General features: G+C 34.9%; 15 protein-coding genes. 14 read left to right on the top strand and 1 reads right to left on the bottom strand.

All coding sequences use genetic code 11. The features are described 5' to 3' along the window. Nucleotides 1-47 precede the first annotated feature (47 nt). The 11 genes from CBF37_RS04710 (at nucleotide 48) to CBF37_RS04660 (ending at nucleotide 10,897) form a co-directional block, all read left to right on the top strand. Entirely contained in the window at nucleotides 48-617 is a 570-nt protein-coding gene (locus CBF37_RS04710; protein ID WP_125983576.1) for an ECF transporter S component, read from the top strand. Beyond that, entirely contained in the window at nucleotides 610-1,956 is a 1,347-nt protein-coding gene (locus CBF37_RS04705) for an ABC transporter ATP-binding protein (protein WP_125983575.1), read from the top strand. Before CBF37_RS04710 ends, CBF37_RS04705 begins: the two co-directional genes overlap by 8 nt. Further along, complete coding sequence (locus CBF37_RS04700) at nucleotides 1,956-2,600, top strand: energy-coupling factor transporter transmembrane component T (protein ID WP_125983573.1); 645 nt, start codon at nucleotides 1,956-1,958, stop codon at nucleotides 2,598-2,600. The genes CBF37_RS04705 and CBF37_RS04700 overlap by 1 nt, the downstream gene beginning before the upstream one ends. 22 nt (nucleotides 2,601-2,622) lie before the next feature. After that, complete coding sequence (gene tenA, locus CBF37_RS04695; RefSeq protein WP_125983572.1) at nucleotides 2,623-3,294, top strand: thiaminase II; 672 nt, start codon at nucleotides 2,623-2,625, stop codon at nucleotides 3,292-3,294. After that, nucleotides 3,291-3,833 (top strand): energy coupling factor transporter S component ThiW, encoded by a 543-nt coding sequence (gene thiW, locus CBF37_RS04690; protein ID WP_125983571.1) that lies wholly within the window; start codon nucleotides 3,291-3,293, stop codon nucleotides 3,831-3,833. Before tenA ends, thiW begins: the two co-directional genes overlap by 4 nt. Further along, the gene (gene thiM / locus CBF37_RS04685) at nucleotides 3,808-4,650 is read left to right on the top strand and encodes a hydroxyethylthiazole kinase (protein ID WP_125983570.1); all 843 of its coding nucleotides are present in this window, start codon (nucleotides 3,808-3,810) and stop codon (nucleotides 4,648-4,650) included. The genes thiW and thiM overlap by 26 nt, the downstream gene beginning before the upstream one ends. After that, the gene (thiE, locus tag CBF37_RS04680) at nucleotides 4,650-5,309 is read left to right on the top strand and encodes a thiamine phosphate synthase (protein ID WP_125983569.1); all 660 of its coding nucleotides are present in this window, start codon (nucleotides 4,650-4,652) and stop codon (nucleotides 5,307-5,309) included. Before thiM ends, thiE begins: the two co-directional genes overlap by 1 nt. Next, nucleotides 5,296-6,129, top strand: a complete 834-nt coding sequence (thiD, locus tag CBF37_RS04675; RefSeq protein ID WP_125983567.1) for a bifunctional hydroxymethylpyrimidine kinase/phosphomethylpyrimidine kinase — start codon at nucleotides 5,296-5,298, stop codon at nucleotides 6,127-6,129. The genes thiE and thiD overlap by 14 nt, the downstream gene beginning before the upstream one ends. Nucleotides 6,130-6,390: 261 nt before the next feature. Continuing rightward, the gene (locus tag CBF37_RS04670) at nucleotides 6,391-7,581 is read left to right on the top strand and encodes a coenzyme F420-0:L-glutamate ligase (RefSeq protein WP_125983702.1); all 1,191 of its coding nucleotides are present in this window, start codon (nucleotides 6,391-6,393) and stop codon (nucleotides 7,579-7,581) included. A gap of 270 nt (nucleotides 7,582-7,851) precedes the next feature. Further along, nucleotides 7,852-9,279: an NCS2 family permease gene (locus CBF37_RS04665; protein WP_125983701.1), complete on the top strand. Its 1,428-nt coding sequence runs from the start codon at nucleotides 7,852-7,854 to the stop codon at nucleotides 9,277-9,279. Nucleotides 9,280-9,685: 406 nt separating this feature from the next. Continuing rightward, entirely contained in the window at nucleotides 9,686-10,897 is a 1,212-nt protein-coding gene (locus CBF37_RS04660) for a multidrug efflux MFS transporter (protein ID WP_125983566.1), read from the top strand. Between the two features lie 54 nt (nucleotides 10,898-10,951). On the opposite strand, the gene CBF37_RS04655 is transcribed toward CBF37_RS04660, so the two are convergent. Next, complete coding sequence (locus CBF37_RS04655; protein WP_125983565.1) at nucleotides 10,952-11,131, bottom strand: YjzD family protein; 180 nt, start codon at nucleotides 11,129-11,131, stop codon at nucleotides 10,952-10,954. A 142-nt stretch (nucleotides 11,132-11,273) separates the two neighbouring features. Here CBF37_RS04655 and dnaE point away from each other — a divergent pair, with 142 nt between their 5' ends. From dnaE to pyk, 3 genes are all read left to right on the top strand, one after another. Further along, the gene (gene dnaE / locus CBF37_RS04650; protein ID WP_125983564.1) at nucleotides 11,274-14,606 is read left to right on the top strand and encodes a DNA polymerase III subunit alpha; all 3,333 of its coding nucleotides are present in this window, start codon (nucleotides 11,274-11,276) and stop codon (nucleotides 14,604-14,606) included. A gap of 187 nt (nucleotides 14,607-14,793) precedes the next feature. Continuing rightward, complete coding sequence (gene pfkA / locus CBF37_RS04645; protein WP_125983563.1) at nucleotides 14,794-15,756, top strand: 6-phosphofructokinase; 963 nt, start codon at nucleotides 14,794-14,796, stop codon at nucleotides 15,754-15,756. Between the two features lie 59 nt (nucleotides 15,757-15,815). Then, the gene (gene pyk / locus CBF37_RS04640; RefSeq protein ID WP_125983562.1) at nucleotides 15,816-17,570 is read left to right on the top strand and encodes a pyruvate kinase; all 1,755 of its coding nucleotides are present in this window, start codon (nucleotides 15,816-15,818) and stop codon (nucleotides 17,568-17,570) included. The last annotated feature ends 236 nt before the right edge of the window (nucleotides 17,571-17,806 follow it).

Genomic DNA, 17,806 nt, shown 5'->3' with positions numbered 1-17,806 from the left:
GCCTCCTTAAGTTTCAATTTAGATTGATAAATAGGGAGGCGTTTATTATGGACAAAAATAAATGGACATTGCAGCAAGTTGTATTACTAGGGTTTATAGGATTTCTATTCGGCGGTGTTTTTATGGGTGCTGGATTTTTATATGCTGTTTTAGAATCTGCTTTGTTGCCCTTAGGGTTAGGGCCGTTTGCTAATGAAATATTGTTTGGTATGTGGACGATGGCTGCACCAATGGCAAGCATGCTGATTCCTAAAAGAGGGAGCTCGATTCTTGGTGAGATGTTGGCAGCGGCAGCTGAAATGCTTTATGGGTCGTATTTTGGTCCTGGTGTATTGATTTCAGGTTTCATCCAAGGTTTAGGTTCAGAGTTGGGTTTTGCTGTTACGCGCTACCGCCGATTCGATATGCATACACTGATGTATAGTGCAGTTGGAACAACGGTGTTGAGTTTTACATATGAATACTTTAAACAGGGTTATGGAAATTACTCTATTTTAATGATTATCACTTTATTTGTAGTTCGTTTTGTATCAGTCACATTTTTTGGTGTAGTTATCGTCAACGCTATTATGAAATTATATAACCGGATGCAAGGATTGGCGATAGTGAATGACTAAAAAAATTAAGTTAAAAAATGTTACTTTTAAACGAAAAAATCATGTGGTTTTACGTGATTTTAATGCCTCTTTTGAAAGAGGAACTATGGTCTTATTAACTGGAGATAGTGGATGTGGTAAGTCGACACTGCTTCGATTAATAGCTGGTTTTTCTTCATTGGATTATACGGGGCAAATCTTAATAGATGGTTGTTCTTACCAAAATCTGTCTATGTCAGAAAAAGCTCAAAAAGTTGGGCTGGTTTTTCAAAATCCTTCTCAGCAATTTACGATGAGAACGCTTTATAATGAAATGGTTTTTGCGTTAGAAAACTGTGGCATTTATGGTGATAATTTAAAATTTCGTATTAAAGAAGCAGTAGATTTTTCTGAAACTCTGGACATCTTGAATCAAGATTTGACAACATTATCGGGCGGTCAAAAACAACGAGCAGCTTTAGCAGTTATCGTTGCTGTAAATCCAGATGTATTTTTGTTAGATGAACCATTTGCAAGTATTGATCCATCAAGTCGTCAACTATTAATAAATAAATTAGCAAAACTAAGAGATCTAGGTAAAACAATTATTATATGCGACCACGATCTAAATAATTATTTGAATGTAATTGATATTAGATTTGAAGTAGGTCAAACGGGATTGTTAAAAACAGAATTAGCTAATGCTGAGGAACAAGTAAGATTAAATAGTACAAAAGAAGTAACAAACAGATTGATTTCAGGTTCGGAATTTTGTTTGAAGCAGGGTAGAAAAGAGTTAATTTCTAAAGAAGACTTTACCTTTAGGGATGGTATTACAACCTTAACAGGAGAGAATGGTACGGGTAAGTCGACATTCTTACGCTCTATTGTACAGTTACACCAATATCAAGGGAAACTGTTTTTAAAAGAAAGTCGATTGAAACGCAGTAGAAAGCTGTATCAAAAAATTTCTTTAGCTGTACAAGATGCTGAAAAACAATTTATCACTTTAACTCCGAAAGAAGAACTACTTTTTTCATCAAATGATAAGGAGCTTAACCTCAAGCAGCAAGAAGCCGTGGCATATTTAAAGTTGACAGAAAAGTTAAATAGCAGCATTTATCATCTAAGTGAAGGACAGAAAAAAATGATTCAACTCATTTGTATGCTTAGCCTTGATTTAGAGTGTTTGCTTTTAGATGAACCCTTTACAGGTTTAGATAAACGTTCATGTCAGTATTTTGTTGATTGGATAAAAGAGAAATCAAAGACGCAGAGTTTTATTATTGTGACACACCGCTTAACTCCTTTAGATGGCATCAGCCATCATCATATCAATTTAGCTGATAAACAATTTTTCGAGAAGGTAGGTGAAATATAATGAAGTCTACCAATTCTTTGACGATTTCTTTGTTAATCTTAATATTGACACTGGAAATATCGTTCTCACAATCAATCATGTTAAATATTTGTATTATTGCAAGCGCCTTAGTTTATTTATTAATAAACAAAAAATGGCGAGGTATAATACTGATGATAGTTTTACCGATAATTCCGGCAATCGGTTCATTTTGGTCGATTTATTTACATGGTAATAATTTAGAACAAGCTTTCTTACTATTTAGTCGAACCTTTGCTTTCGCCGCAATGGGTATGACCTTTGCTTTTGGAGTTGATTTAGAGGAATTATTATTATATTTAGAGCAAAAAAAGATATCGCCAAATTTTATTTATGGGATTTTAGTTGTTATTCATGCAATGCCGGAAATTACGCAAGAAGTTAAATCGATTCAAGAGTCAAGTAAAATGAGAGGTAAGAGTTTGCATTTTTGGTCACCGATGTTGTATTTAAAGGTAATTGTTGTCGCACTGTCATGGCGAGACAGCTATACGGAAGCTATGTTTTCTAGAGGATTTGATGAAAACGGCAATCGTCGCGCAGAAAATAAATTTTATTTGAATCGTTTAGGTGCAGTTACTGCTCTTTGTCTTTTTATAGGATTCAATGTAATACTTTTTTTATGAAATTTAATACGGAGGAATGAAAATGTTTTCAAAAATAGCAAGGGAACGTGCTAATCCATATTGGTTGGGAAGTTTTAAGCACTCATTTATTACACAATTAGCTGAGGGAACTCTCCCAGCAGATGAATTTCGTTATTATTTAATTCAGGATAGATACTATTTAGAGCATTTTAGCAAGATTCATGCCATGATAGCTGAAAAAACAGATAATCAAACAGTCAAAGAAATTATGATTAAAGGTGCGAATCATTTGGAATCTGGAGAGGTTATGGTTAGAACCATGTTTTTCAAAGAACTGGGTATAACTGATGAGGAGGTCGCAGCAACACCAATTGCTCCGACAGCTTACCATTATGTGTCGCATATGTATCGACAATTGGCAGAGGGAGCAGTCAGCAGTGCAGTAGCTGGATTACTTCCATGTCCTTGGCTTTATCATGAAATAGGATTAAGGTTGATTAAAACTGGTTCACCTAACGAGTTGTACCAACGTTGGATAGAAACATATTCGGGAGAGGATTCAGCAAAGGAGGTTTTGGAGCACTGTGAATTAGCTGATCAGCTTTTTTTAACTAGCACAGACATTGAAAAGGAACAGATGATTGAGGCTTTTTACATCAGCAGTCAGCTAGAATATCTATTTTGGAATATGGCTGTAACTAAAGAGACTTGGCCGAAAGGAGCAAATAAATGACAAAATCAGCTCAATCCGTACAAAAATTGACAATTTTAGCAATGATGATAGCTTTGGATGTTGTGTTATCTCCTTTATTTAGGATTGAAGGAATGGCACCAATGTCAAGTGTGATAAACGTGATCGGCGGAGTTATGCTCGGTCCAATTTATGGAACAGTTATGGCTTTAATGTGCGCACTGATTCGGATGACATTTTTAGGGATTCCTCCTTTAGCTCTAACTGGAGCGGTATTTGGTGCATTTTTAGCCGGTTTAGGCTATCGTTTAACTAGACACAGCTACGGTGCATGTGCCGGAGAGATTATCGGAACTGGTTTAGTCGGTTCATTGCTATCATATCCGGTAATGGTCTGGTTTACAGGTAGCGGTCAAGCTTTATATTGGTTTATTTATACACCGCGTTTTTTTGGTGGAGCTATTTCAGGATCGATTATCGGTTTTATAGTCTTGCTTAAGCTGAGTCAAGTAACTTTTTTCAAACAAACTCAAGAAATTTTTAAAGGAAGTGTAAATGGTGCTGTCAATTCAAGAATTTAAAGAAGCTGGTTTAACTAAGAAATTTTTAACAAAGTCTCCGTTGATCCAGTGCATCACTAATGAAATTACATGTGAAACAATGGCGAATTCATTATTGTATATTGGTGCAAAACCAATAATGGCTGATGATCCGCGTGAGTTTGGTGAATTATTTCAGCAAATTGATGCGTTATTATTAAATTTAGGGCATATATCACCTGAGCGTGAGGAGAATTTAGTCCAAGCAAGTAGCAAAATAAATGCTTTTGATAAGCCAGTTGTTGTTGATTTAGTTGGAGTTGGTGCAACTCAGCTTAGATTGCAGCTGGGAAAAGCACTATTATTAAATCAACCTGATGTGGTAAAAGGCAATATGTCTGAGATGCGCTCCTTTTGTGGTCTTGCGTCTAATGGAAAAGGTGTGGATGGAAGTCAGTTAGATCAAACATCGGAGTCACTGTCAGAATTAACAATGAAGTTAAAAGAATTGACCAAAGAATATCCTAATACAGTTTTCCTTGCGACTGGACCTATTGATTTAGTGGTATCTTCTGAGTCATGTTTTCAGTTATCAAACGGTGTACCCGAACTTGATTCTTTTACGGGAACTGGAGATATTGTTGGAGCAATAATTGCTGCGTGCTTAACAGATGATTATACGACTGTTGAAGCGGTTTTAACAGGAATCAGTTATTTCAATATTTGTGGAGAAAAATCAAGGGATAGTCTTGGCGACAGCCCTGCTTTAGCAGATTTCAGACACTATACGTTGAATCATTTGTCTGTTCTAAAGGAAGGGTATGAATGGGTCAAACAAATTAAAGGAGTCGATTGCTGATGGAGGAATTATTACCGTTATATTTAGTGACAAATCGTTATGATTTTTCTGATGATATCTTCTTAAATATCATTCGTGAGGCATGTCAATCTGGTGTGTCAATGGTTCAGCTTCGTGAAAAAAAGGCGACTACTCGTAGATTTTATGAGTTAGCTTCTACAGTGAAAAAAATTACAGATGACTATTCAATTCCATTAATCATTAACGATCGTATTGATATCTGTTTAGCAGTTGACGCTGCAGGTGTTCATATTGGTGATGATGAGCTGCCGGTTGATGTAACCAGACAACTTATCGGACCGGATAAATGGTTAGGCGTTTCAAGCAAGACCGTTGCTGCATCTTTAGCAGCTGAAAAAAACGGTGCAGATTATTTAGGTGTGGGTGCCATTTTTCCAACATCAACAAAAAAGAATGCTGAAGAAGTGTCGATTGATACATTAAAACAAATAACAAGAGAAACAACAATTCCAGTTGTTGCAATCGGCGGAATTAATACAACAAATTTAAGCATATTGGCAGATAGCGGCATTTCAGGAATTTCTCTAGTAAGTGATATTATGTTAGCTGAATCAGTTAAGCAAAAAACTAAAATGCTCCGCGGAGTTATTAACCGAGACATATTAAAAAAGGGGATAGCTGATCATGATGATAAATGAAACGCCTCAAGTACTTACAATAGCCGGGTCAGATTCAGGCGGTGGAGCTGGTGTTCAGGCTGACTTGAAGACTTTTCAAGCAAGAAAAGTCTTCGGAATGACAATTTTTGTCGCATTGACTGCTCAAAATACAATGGGAGTTCAAGCAAGCTTGCCGATACCCTGTGATTTTATTGCTGCTCAGTTTCAGTCACTTGCTGAAGATTTTAAAATTAAAGCTGTAAAAACTGGTATGTTAGCCGATGCTAAACATGTGTCTGAAGTTATTAAGCAACTGAAAAAATTTGATTTTGGTCCATTAATTGTTGATCCAGTCATGATTGCCAAAGGAGGACATAAATTATTAGCGGATGATGCTATTGTATTGATTAAAGAAAAACTATTGCCGATAACTAGTGTTGTGACTCCAAATATTCCAGAAGCTGAAATTTTGCTAGGTTACCCTATCACGACACGTGAGGATATGATAAAAGCAGCTGCTGATTTAAGAAAACTCGGGGTTCAGCATGTAATTATTAAAGGCGGTCATGGTCAAGGAAAAATATCAGCAGATTTTGTGTGGTTGGCTGATGGAGAACGCTTTTGGCTTGAAGCTCCAAGAATAAATACAGAAAATACACATGGTACAGGAGATACATTTTCAGCATGTATTGCTGCTGAAATAGCAAAAGGCCAAACGATTAGTAAGTCGATAATTACTGCTAAAAAATTTATTCAAGGGGCTATCAGTCAGCCGATATCTGTTGGTCACGGTCATGGTCCGACTAATCACTGGGCTTCGTTAAATCAAGATATTATTGTCAAAGATTTTCATAAATAAATACAAAATCTTAACTCTAATATGATTTATACCTTTTTGGCGGATATTAGAAAATCCGCTGAAAGGGTCTTTTTGTTTGATTAAATTTAAAAGGATAACTATTGAGTATAGTTAAAATTTATCTAATTCTTTTAATATTGAAGAAAGTTTTAATAATAACTAGATTTATTTAGTATGATAATTTTACAAAAAAGTGAAAACCGTGTATATTAACAAAGGTAGATTAACTACTTCAATGAAGCTTAAAGGAGATATTAAATGATGGAAAGAACAGTAGGAACAGTAACAAGGGGATTACGTTGTCCTATTATTAATGAAGGAGACTCAATTGAATCGATTGTTGTTGAGACCGTTCTAAATTCAGCGAATAAAGAAAAATTTGACATACAAGATAAAGATATCGTGGCAATTACAGAATCAATTGTAGCTCGTTCTCAAGGTAATTATGCAACGATTGACCAAATTGCTGCCGATGTTAAAACTAAATTCGGGAATGAAACAATTGGTGTCATCTTTCCGATTTTAAGTCGTAATCGATTTTCAAATATTTTAAAAGGGATTGCGAGAGGTGCAAAAAAAATTGTTTTAATGTTGAGCTATCCGTCAGATGAAGTCGGTAACCACTTGATTTCTTTAGATTTATTAGATGAAAAAGGTATTAATCCTTGGACTGATACTTTATCGGAAACTCAATTCCGAGAACTATTCGGATTTGGTAAACATCGTTTTACTGGCGTTGATTACGTTGAATTTTACAAGGACTTAATTGCTGAAGAAGGTACTGAATGTGAAGTGATTTTTTCGCAAAAACCAAAAACAATTTTAGACTACACAAAAAATGTGTTAACTTGTGATATTCACACACGTCAGCGAACAAAGCGTATTTTAGAGAATGCTGGAGCTGAAAGAGTTTATACGCTAGATGATATTTTATCATCATCAGTTGACGGCAGTGGCTACAATGAACAATACGGTTTGTTGGGTTCAAACAAATCAACAGAAGAAGGCATTAAATTATTTCCAAGAAACTGTCAGCCGGTGGTCGATAAGATTCAGACGATGATTAAAGATGAAACAGGTAAAAACGTTGAAGTAATGGTTTACGGAGACGGGGCTTTTAAAGATCCAGTCGGGAAAATTTGGGAATTAGCTGATCCGGTTGTATCACCTGCATTTACTGCTGGTCTTGATGGAACACCGAATGAAGTCAAATTAAAATATTTAGCTGATAACAATTTTTCTGAATTACGAGGTGAAGAGTTAGAACAAGCAATTAAAGCACACATCGATAACAAAGAAGATGATTTAGTCGGTGCTATGGAAGCGCAAGGCACAACGCCTAGACAGTTAACAGATTTAATCGGATCGTTAGCCGATTTGACATCGGGTAGCGGTGACAAAGGAACACCGATTGTTTATATACAAGGTTATTTTGATAATTTTACTAAATAATTGTGATGTCATAATTTAAATAGTACATTTACTTTTAAGTGATGTAGATAGATAAAAATAATTACAATTAAGCAACGAAAGCCAACTCGCTTTTGTTGCTTATTTTTTATTTTAGGAAATTACATATATTTACTACTTAAACACGAACTATATATTTTTTTTATTAGAAAATGTAAATATAATTGTTGATAAAATTATTTTTTAAGATATAATCAAAAGTATAATAATAAAAAAGCGAACAAAGGGTGGTCAATTAAGTTGGTAGAGAAGATGTTTAAATTAAAGGAACACGGTACGACGGTTTCAACAGAAATTATTGCGGGTTTAACAACATTTTTTGCGATGAGTTATATTTTATTTGTTAATCCATCAATTTTATCATTATCAGGTATGCCTTTTCAGGCTGTATTTTTAGCAACAATTATCAGTTCAGCAATTGGAACGCTTATCATGGGATTGTTTGCAAATGTACCATATGCACAAGCTCCTGGTATGGGTCTAAATGCATTTTTTACATTTACAGTTGTTATGGGTTTAGGTTATTCATGGGAACAAGCGTTGGCAATGGTCTTTTTATGTGGATTAATTAATATCGTTATAACCATAACTAAACTAAGAAAAATGATAATTAAATCAATTCCTGAAAGTTTGCAGCATGCTATAGGGGGAGGAATTGGGATTTTTGTTGCTTACGTAGGCATTAAAAATGCTGGATTTTTGCATTTTACGTCTGATCAGCAAGCGATTGTTTCGTCAACTGTAGAGGGAGGCAAAGCGGTAAACGTAGTATCGAATGGAGGAATTGTTCCAGCACTAGCTAACTTTAATAGTCCAGCAATTATTTTAGCATTTATCGGCTTAGTTTTAACAACAATCTTGGTCATTAAAAATGTTAAAGGTGCGATTTTGATAGGTATTCTTGCAACCACAATACTGGCGATCCCAATGGGTGTTGTGGAGTTATCCAGTGTTGATTTTCATCAAAATTCTTTAGGTAACTCGTTTAAAGAGTTAGGTACAACATTTGGTGCGGCTTTTGGGACTAAAGGATTACCATCGTTGTTTGCTGATTCTTCACGCATTCCACAGGTTCTGTTGACAGTTTTAGCATTCAGTTTATCAGATATTTTTGATACTATTGGGACTTTTATCGGTACAGGTAGGCGAACAGGTATCTTTACCAAAGAAGATGAAGATGCTGTAGAAAATAGCTCCGGTGTTAAATCAAAAATGGATAAGGCATTATTTGCAGATGCTATCGCAACAACAGCTGGTTCTATTGTTGGGACGTCAAATGTGACGACTTTTGTTGAAAGTGCTGCAGGTATTGGTGTTGGAGGTAGGACAGGCTTCACGTCAGTTGTAGTAGCAGCAATGTTTTTATTGAGTAGTTTTCTATCGCCAATTGTTGGAATGGTACCACCTCAAGCAACAGCTCCCGCCCTAATTTTAGTTGGGGTAATGATGATGTCGTCATTTAAAGAAATAAAGTGGACAGATTTAGAAGATGCGATACCTGCATTCTTTACATCAGTTTTTATGGGATTATGTTACAGTATTTCATATGGAATTGCAGCAGGATTTATTTTTTTCGTTATTATTAAGTTAGTAAAAGGAAAACGCAAAGAGGTATCACCGGTTCTTTGGGTGGTAACAGGACTCTTTGTCATCAACTTTATAATGTTGGCATTTTTATAATGACATTTTACTATTTGTATGAAGTAGACAGCTATTGTGCTGTCTTTTTTATATGATTTTTGTATGTTTTAAACTATCTTTATTAATTAGGAAGTGCTAAGTAATTTAAAGCTTTTTCGAAATATATTTTGTATTATTAATTAAGTAATGACTGGTATGTATAAAATTGAACAGTAAAATTGGAATGAATTAGTTCTTATCACTGGATTTACTTTTATAATATTTGGAGTTTAAGAATATTTAACAATATAAATAGAAATAATCAAGTGATATTATTAAATGTCGCTAATCTGATTGATAAAATAACTGACAATGCTATGAATTATTAAGAACTAGTTATACAATCCCTATGATTTTATTTAAATTAAGCTATAATAGTAAATGAATGAAAAAGGGGAGATGACAAGTGAAAGTAGATTGGAAACGTAATTTATATATTGCGTGGATAGGCTGTTTCTTTACAGGTGCAAGTTTTAGTTTAGTATTACCGTTTATTCCTATTTACATAGAACAGTTAGGAGCTCCGGCGAATAAGGTAGAGTTTTATGCAGGCCTATCTATTAGTTTAACAGCTTTATCAGCGGCCATTGTTTCACCGATGTGGGGCAGTTTAGCTGATCGTAAAGGTCGTAAATTGATGATGGTTCGTGCTGCTGCAGGTATGACGATAACGATGGGTTCTTTGGCATTTGTTCCCAATGTTTTTTGGTTGTTATTTATGCGCTTTATGAATGGGGTTTTATCAGGATATGTACCTAATGCAACAGCAATGATAGCTTCTCAAGCACCAATGGAGAAAAATGGTTGGGCACTAGGGACATTGGCAACTGGTGCTGTAGCCGGTAGCTTGATTGGACCTTCGATGGGTGGTTTTTTAGCTGAAGTGGTTGGTATAAAGAATGTGTTTATTGTGACAGGTCTTATTTTATTAATTAATACGGTACTGACAATTTTCTTTGTTCATGAGGATTTTGAACCAATTACACGAGATGAAGCAATGTCAACTAGAGAAGTATTCCGAGAAGTTGAATCACCTAAAATTTTGATTGGCTTATTTATTTCTACATTAATTCTTCAAGTAGGAATGACAAGCATCAGCCCAATCTTAACTCTTTATATTCGCCAGTTAGGTGACAATTCGGGAAATATTCTTTTTGTCAGTGGTTTAATTGTATCAATCTCTGGCGTATCTACATTTATTTCATCACCATTTTTAGGTAAATTGGGGGATAAAATTGGTAATCAGCGAATTCTGTTAATCGGATTAATAATTTCTGCTCTGTGCTTGTTTCCAATGTCACTAGTAACAAGTCCTTTTCAATTGGGTATGCTAAGATTTTTCCTTGGATTTTCAACTGGTGCACTGATGCCATCGATAAATACGCTGATAAGTAAAATGACGCCTCAAGAAGGAGTGAGCCGAGTATTCAGCTTTAATCAGATGTTTACCAATTTGGGTCAAGTTGTGGGGCCAATGATTGGATCATTAGTAGCAAATATTTATAATTACAGAATGGTGTTCGTAGTTACGAGTTTACTTGTTGTTGTGAATATTGTAATTACTCTTATTAATTTTCAAGGTGATATCCGGTTCAGTTCCATATTAAGAAAAAAATAAAGCCATCCGATAGCGGATGGCTTTTTCGTAACAATAATAAGGTAAGCAATTACTTTATTTGTTGACTTTTGCTGGTTGGGCAACCTTTGCAAGTATCATCACTAAAATACCAGCAATCAAAGAAACGATTGTGGTTGCCATAAAATTATAAGAACCTTGGTTTAGCGCACCGCCAATATAACCGACTACTTGACCAAGTAAAAATGTCCATATCAGAACAACAATTTTTCCCATAATCCGCACCTCTTTTCAATAAATAGTTTATCAATAAACAGCGAACTTGTAAAGATTTCATTAATTAAAAGAAAAGATTCATTAAAAGAAAGTAATCTGAATATGTTACAATAATTTTAGAAATAGTAGGGGGTGCACACTAATGTCAGGTCAATTATCTGTATTAACAAGTTATTCTTTATTGCAGAGCACGAATCGTATACCTGATTTAGTTAGAGATGCAAAACAAAAAGGTTACACAGCTCTAGCAATCACTGATATTAATGTTATGCACGGTGTCATTGAATTTTACCAAGAATGTATTAAACAAAATATTAAACCGATTATCGGTGTCACACTTCAATATCAATCAAAGTATTATGATAATAAACAATTTGAAGTGTGTGTCTACGCAAAAAATAAGCAGGGATATAATAATTTACTAAAAATATCAAGTCTTCGTAATGATCTACAAAGGGAAATCTCTTTTTACCTAGCTGATGTCCAACATTTGTTTACTGATGTTATACTCTGTTTTCCTTGGGAAACAAGTGAACTACGCTACCTAATCAGCCAACAGGAAAGTACGTACGTAAATGATTTCATTAAATCAATAAATAGTACCGTAAAAGCTGACGATTGGTTTCAGGGATTAGCTTACTACTCTGCTGAAGAAAATGAACGATTAAATTATATCGAATACTTTAACCAGTTATCAGTGAAACTAATTGCTATGAAACAAGTATCCTATTTAAAATCAGATGATGCTTTTTCAGTTAATACACTTAAAGCTATCGAAAGCGGAATCAAATTATCAGCTGAAGATTTTGTGGTAAGGACAGGAAGTAATTGGCTGCCTGACTACTCGATGTTTATCAAAGAATATATCGATAATCAACAATCGTCGGCTATACAAAATTTGGAACAGATGATAAATGAGATTTGTTTAGATATACCGTTACATCAAACTTTATTGCCGGCTTTTCCATTACCACAAGGTATACCTTCATATCAGTATCTTCGTGATCTGTGTGATAAAGGACTTCGCAGGATAAATAAGCAAGATAATGCCGCTTACCAAAAACGTTTGAACATGGAATTGAGTGTTATTCATGAAATGGGATACGACGATTATTTTCTAATTGTTTGGGATGTTATGAAATATGCAAGAGAGCATGACATTGTGACTGCTTGTCGGGGATCAGCTGCCGGTTCTTTAGTCTCGTATGTTTTGCAGATAACGAATGTCGATCCAATTCAGTACCAACTTTTATTTGAAAGGTTTCTGAATAAAGAACGTTATACAATGCCCGATATTGATATGGATATTCCTGATAATCGGCGTGAAGAAGTATTGCACTATGTGTATATGAAGTATGGGCATAATCGAGTGGCACAAATTGCAACTTTTGGAACGCTTGCTGCTAAAATGGCTTTGCGAGATGTTTCGCGTGTGTTCGGTCTAAGTCAAAGTGAAGCAACACAATGGGCAAATGCCGTTCCTAACGTATTAAAGATTACCTTAGGGGATTCGTTAAATACTTCAAAAAAATTGCAGCAGTTAGTTGATTTTTCTGAAAGAAATCAACTGTTGTTTAAAACGGCCTGTCAAATTGAAGGATTGCCTAGACATGTATCGACACATGCGGCGGGTGTCGTTATCAGTGATCAAGATTTAACTAATCTAGTTCCCCTTCAAAATGGAAATAATGATATACCGTTGACTCAGTTTGCAATGGGTGAAATTGAAACAATTGGTCTCTTGAAAATGGATTTTTTAGGTCTTCGTAATTTAGCAATTATTGGAAATACTTTGGATTCAATAGACTATTTAACCGGAAACAGACTGTATCTTAATGAGATTCCTATGAATGATGAGGCGACCTTGCAGTTGTTTCAAAAAGGCAAGACAGTCGGTGTGTTTCAATTTGAATCTGCTGGGATAAAAAATGTACTTAAAAAACTGCATCCAACGTCTATTGAAGATATCGCATCAGTTAATGCACTGTATCGTCCAGGACCAATGCAATTTATTGATCAATTTATTGCAAGAAAAAAGGGAGAAGAGCCAATTGCTTATCCTGATGACAGCCTAAAAGAAATTTTGGAAAAAACATACGGTATAATTGTTTATCAGGAACAGATCATGCAGATTGCTTCTAAATTAGCTGGTTTTACATTGGGGCAGGCTGATATTCTTCGACGTGCTATCAGTAAGAAAAAGAAAGATATTCTAGACCAAGAACGTGAACATTTTGTTCAAGGAGCTTTGAATCAAGGGCACTCCAAAAATACAGCTAATGAAGTATATAATTATATTGAACATTTTGCTAACTATGGATTTAATCGGTCTCATGCCGTTGTTTATTCCGTTTTGGCTTATCAAATGGGATATTTGAAGGTTCATTATTCAGTCCCTTTTTTTGCAGCGCTGCTTCATTCTGTTAGAAATAATCCTGAGAAAATTAAAGAGTATTTGGCAGAATCAAAAGAATTTGGAGTTAAAACAGTAATACCTGGTATTAATAAAAGCGACTTCAGTTTTAAATTGCAAAAAGGCAAGATTATTTTTGGGTTTTCATCTATTAAAGGTGTTAGAAAAGATTTAATCAAACATATTCTTGAATTAAGAAAAGCAGACGGGCCTTTTTCTTCTTTGGAAAATTTTTTGATCCGTTTAAATGGAAAATGGCTGAAAGAGGAAAATATTTTACCGCTCATTTATTCTGGTGCATTTGATGAGTTACACGGAAATCGCAGACAATTAGTAATAGATATAGGCGGTTTGATTCGTAATATTGAGTATAGCGGTGGCAGCATGGATTTATTAGGGGTTCTCAGTTTAAAGACTGAGAATGTTACAGATTTTAGTCCAGAAGAAAAATTGCAGCAAGAAGTTGACTATCTAGGTACTTATGTGTCAGGGCATCCCATTGATACATTTAAAGAATTAAGTCAGCAGTTGAAAGTAAAGAAAATCGTAGACATTGTTCCTGGAGAACAGGTAAGATTGCTGGGATTTGTACAGACTGTAAAAAAAATCAGGACGAAAAAAGGCGAGTCCATGGCATTTCTTTCAGTTACTGACAATACAGGCGAAATTGAAGTAACGATTTTTCCAAAACTATTTCGACAACTTCATATGAATGTTGAACAAGATTCAGTTGTATATTTGACAGGAAAAGTAGAATTAAGCCAGTATTCAAAACAAAATCAGTTGATTGTTAACACTTTTGACTATGCGCTTGATAAACAAAACCAGTTATCTCAAAAAAAATGTTATATAAAAATCGAGCAGATTAATGATTCAAACGTCCGATTGAATCAGCTGAAAGATATTTTTAGTCAGTTTTCAGGAAGTACACCAGTTGTACTAGTTTTCATGAATCAGGGGAAAAATCTTTTATTAGAAAAACAATATTGGATTGATCCAACTGAACAATTTATACAAATTTTAGAAGACATTTTAGGTAAGAAAACAATTATTATTAAATAATTGTAAATAAATGAGCAAGTTATTAAAAAAACAGTAAAGTAAATGTTTTCATATAATTTTCAAAAAGTTTTTTCGGTTAAACAAAGACTTTTCGGTAAAAAAATGGTAGAATATCTTTGGGTTTAAGTATTTTATACATTTTTATGAAATACTAAAATTAGAAAACTAGTTGAGGTGAAGGACGCTTATGAAACGCATCGCTATTTTAACCAGTGGTGGAGATGCACCAGGTATGAACGCTGCTGTTAGAGCAGTAACACGTAAAGCTATTTTTGAAGGCATGGAGGTATATGGTGTCAATTATGGTTTTGCAGGATTAGTTGTGGGAGATATAAAGAAATTAGATGTCCCGGATGTTGGAGATATTATACAACGCGGAGGAACATGTCTTTATTCTGCACGTTATCCTGAATTTGCTACTGAAGAAGGACAGTTGAAAGGTATTGAACAATTAAAAAAATTCGGTATTGAAGGACTAGTTGTTATTGGTGGAGATGGTTCTTATCATGGTGCTTTGGCATTAACAAAACGCGGATTTCCGGCAATTGGAATTCCTGGAACAATTGATAATGATATTCCTGGTACTGACTTTACAATCGGTTTTGATACAGCTATTAATACTGTATTAGATTCTGTCGATAGAATTCGTGATACTGCAACTAGCCATGTTCGTACATTTATTATCGAAGTAATGGGTCGTAATGCTGGAGATATTGCTCTTTGGGCTGGAGTTGCAGGTGGAGCGGATGATATCATTATTCCCGAACACGATTTTGACATCGAAAGTGTTGCAAATAAAGTTCGCGAAGGTCGTGACCGTGGTAAAAAACATTGTTTAATTATTTTAGCTGAAGGTGTTATGCCCGGCCATGAATTTGCTGATAAATTAGCTGAATACGGTGATTTCCATTCACGTGTATCTGTCTTGGGTCATATTGTTCGTGGTGGATCACCAACTGCAAGAGACAGAGTTTTAGCAAGTAAATTTGGTTCATACGCAGTTGATTTGCTTAAAGAAGGCGAAGGCGGTTTGTGTGTCGGATTAGTTGAAAATAAAATGGTTGCAACTGACATTGTTAAGACACTTGAAAACGGAAAACACCATCCGGATTTAAGCTTATACGAATTAAATCACCAAATTTCTTTCTAGTTTTGATTAATCAGGTATTATAGTAAAAAAATATATAAATTTATAGGGAGCGTTTTGTAATGAAAAAAACAAAAATTGTTTGTACTATCGGACCTGCTAGTGAATCAGTTGAAACATTAGTAGAGTTAATGAACTCAGGAATGAATGTTACACGTTTAAACTTCTCACATGGTGATTATGAAGAACATGGTGCTCGTATTAAAAATATTCGTGAAGCTGCGAAAATTACGGGTAAAACAATCGCACTTCTATTAGATACAAAAGGTCCTGAAATCCGCACTCACAATATGGAGAACGGACAACTTGATTTTAGAATCGGCGATGTTACTCGCATTTCAATGACAGAAGTTTTAGGTACGAAAGAAAAATTCTCTGTTACTTATGCTGATTTAATTAATGACGTGCATGTTGGTAGCCACATCCTTTTAGATGATGGTTTAATTGACTTAAAAGTTAGTGAAATCGATAAAGCTGCTGGTGAAATTGTAACAGTTGTACAAAATGAAGGAATCTTGAAAAATAAAAAAGGTGTTAATGTTCCTAACGTAAGTATTAATTTACCTGGTATCACTGAAAAAGATGCTAACGATATTCGTTTTGGTATTAAAAATGATATCGATTATATCGCAGCAAGTTTTGTACGTACGGCAAGTGATGTTTTAGAAATCAAAAAAATATTAGAAGAAGAAAATGCAACACATATTCAAATTATTCCTAAAATCGAAAGTCAAGAAGGTATCGATAATGCGGATGAAATTTTATTAGTTTCTGATGGTTTAATGGTTGCTCGTGGAGATATGGGTGTCGAAATTCCAACTGAAAATGTGCCGATCGTTCAAAAAGAATTGATCAAAAAATGTAATGAATTAGGCAAACCAGTTATCACAGCAACACAAATGTTAGACTCAATGCAAAAAAATCCTCGTCCAACACGTGCCGAAGCAAGTGACGTGGCTAACGCTATTTATGATGGAACTGATGCTATTATGTTATCAGGTGAAACTGCTGCGGGTGATTATCCAGTAGAGGCTGTAAAAGTTATGAATAATATTGCGATTAAAACAGAAAATTCAATTTCTGATCGTGCGGCATATGCTTTGAAATTACATAATAAAACAGATATGACTGAGAGTATTGGTCAATCTGTAGGTTACACAGCTCGTAACTTAGGTGTAGAAACTATCGTTGCAGCTACTGCTTCTGGCCGTACAGCACGCATGATTTCTAAATATCGTCCAAATGCTAATATTATTGCTGCAACTTATACAGATCGAGTTGCGCGTAGTTTAGCTCTAGACTGGGGTGTATATGCTGAAGTCACTGAAAAACCAGAAGATACAGATCATATGTTCGGCCTAGCTGCTCATATTGCTAAAGAATCTGGATTTGCTAAAGATGGTGAATTAATTATTATTACTGCTGGTGTTCCAGTTGGTGAATCAGGAACTACTAACTTAATGAAAATTCAGTTATTAGGTTCTAAATTATGTTCAGGTCAAGGAATTGGCGAAAATACAGTTTGTGCTAAAGCAATCGTAGCATCATCAGCAGAAGAAGCTATTGCTAAAATGACAGACGGTGCAATCTTAGTTGTTAAAACTACTGATAAAGACTACATGCCTGCTATCTCAAAAGCATCAGCAATTGTTGTTGAAGAAGGTGGATTAACTTCTCATGCAGCTGTTGTGGGTATTGCAGAAGGTATCCCAGTCTTAGTTGGAGTTGAAGGTGCAACAGCTAAAATTGATGACAACATGGTTATCACAGTTAATGCTAACCAAGGCGTAATCTTTGAAGGCGAAGCAGCCCTTTAATTAAATGTATAAATTTTAAGAAGATACATAGATAGTTATTCTATGTATCTTCTTTTTTATTATATGTTTTGAAAACCACCTGCTATGCGGGTGGTTCAGAAGAGCTTTCAGCGTGGTATAAAAAAAGTCTCCTAAAATGATAAGATATATTTGGTTTCCCGACCACGAAATATCAATCATTTAGGAGGTCCCTTATGAAAAAGGACAATCAAAGTTTATCACACACAACATGGAAA

It is taken from the genome of Vagococcus vulneris (assembly GCF_003950515.1).
GTDB classification, from domain to species: Bacteria; Bacillota; Bacilli; order Lactobacillales; family Vagococcaceae; genus Vagococcus; species Vagococcus vulneris.
This window is presented reverse-complemented; position numbering and strand designations above follow the sequence as displayed.

Bases quoted from the DNA above. Each gene is read 5' to 3' on its own strand.
- thiW (WP_125983571.1), top strand. From the start codon at position 3,291: ATGACAAAATCAGCTCAATCCGTACAAAAATTGACAATTTTAGCAATG.
- pyk (WP_125983562.1), top strand. From the start codon at position 15,816: ATGAAAAAAACAAAAATTGTTTGTACTATCGGACCTGCTAGTGAATCA.
- pfkA (WP_125983563.1), top strand. From the start codon at position 14,794: ATGAAACGCATCGCTATTTTAACCAGTGGTGGAGATGCACCAGGTATG.
- CBF37_RS04700 (WP_125983573.1), top strand. From the start codon at position 1,956: ATGAAGTCTACCAATTCTTTGACGATTTCTTTGTTAATCTTAATATTG.
- CBF37_RS04655 (WP_125983565.1), bottom strand. From the start codon at position 11,131: ATGGGAAAAATTGTTGTTCTGATATGGACATTTTTACTTGGTCAAGTA.
- thiD (WP_125983567.1), top strand. From the start codon at position 5,296: ATGATGATAAATGAAACGCCTCAAGTACTTACAATAGCCGGGTCAGAT.
- CBF37_RS04670 (WP_125983702.1), top strand. From the start codon at position 6,391: ATGGAAAGAACAGTAGGAACAGTAACAAGGGGATTACGTTGTCCTATT.
- dnaE (WP_125983564.1), top strand. From the start codon at position 11,274: ATGTCAGGTCAATTATCTGTATTAACAAGTTATTCTTTATTGCAGAGC.
- CBF37_RS04665 (WP_125983701.1), top strand. From the start codon at position 7,852: ATGTTTAAATTAAAGGAACACGGTACGACGGTTTCAACAGAAATTATT.
- thiE (WP_125983569.1), top strand. From the start codon at position 4,650: ATGGAGGAATTATTACCGTTATATTTAGTGACAAATCGTTATGATTTT.
- thiM (WP_125983570.1), top strand. From the start codon at position 3,808: ATGGTGCTGTCAATTCAAGAATTTAAAGAAGCTGGTTTAACTAAGAAA.
- CBF37_RS04705 (WP_125983575.1), top strand. From the start codon at position 610: ATGACTAAAAAAATTAAGTTAAAAAATGTTACTTTTAAACGAAAAAAT.
- tenA (WP_125983572.1), top strand. From the start codon at position 2,623: ATGTTTTCAAAAATAGCAAGGGAACGTGCTAATCCATATTGGTTGGGA.
- CBF37_RS04710 (WP_125983576.1), top strand. From the start codon at position 48: ATGGACAAAAATAAATGGACATTGCAGCAAGTTGTATTACTAGGGTTT.